Source organism: Rhodanobacter terrae (assembly GCF_042657005.1).
GTDB classification, from domain to species: Bacteria; Pseudomonadota; Gammaproteobacteria; order Xanthomonadales; family Rhodanobacteraceae; genus Rhodanobacter; species Rhodanobacter terrae.
Genome location: NZ_JBHSNG010000101.1, coordinates 1 through 521, shown reverse-complemented (window position 1 = coordinate 521; position 521 = coordinate 1). Strand labels below are relative to the sequence as shown.

Sequence of the window (521 nt, the reverse complement as noted above, 5' to 3'; positions counted from 1 at the left end):
GAGGCTTACATCCAGAGCATTGAAGACAAGCTCAACCAGCGACCCAGAAAACGGCTACGCTTCCACTCTCCTCAGCAGATCTTCGATAAGTCTTTCAAACGCGCACTTCCTAATTGAATCGGCGCTTCAGAGATGGGCCGGTTCATCGCCGTCCGTATCCGGTTTGTTCACGCGGATGTTGCCGTGTCCCCAAAGTTTGGGCGATTGGATGATGTCGCTCATTCCGATCGAGCCCGCCACTGGTTCCACTTTTGGGCCGGCCACCGGAAATGCTCTCGAACTGGCCAGCTGGAACTCTTCCGAACCCGTCGCCAGCCCAGGCTATTGAACCGCATGCATCCAGCGATGCCTTCCTATCGGCAGAGATCGGCCGATAGTGTTGAAAAAACTCGCTTCGAAAATTCGAGCTTCGTTCGAAGCGAGAAAATCCGGCCGCGGCAATCGCTTTCTGTCGGCCTGAATGTGCAAATTTGTACAGAATCGAATTGTCGCGGCCGTCGCGATCGAAGATTTGGACGTCC

General features: G+C 54.5%; 1 protein-coding gene. It reads right to left on the bottom strand.

The genetic code is table 11. The features are described 5' to 3' along the window. Positions 1-142: 142 nt before the first annotated feature. Positions 143-521, bottom strand: a 379-nt coding sequence (locus ACFPPB_RS20415) for a hypothetical protein (protein WP_377330510.1), incomplete at its 5' end; no start/stop codon positions are given.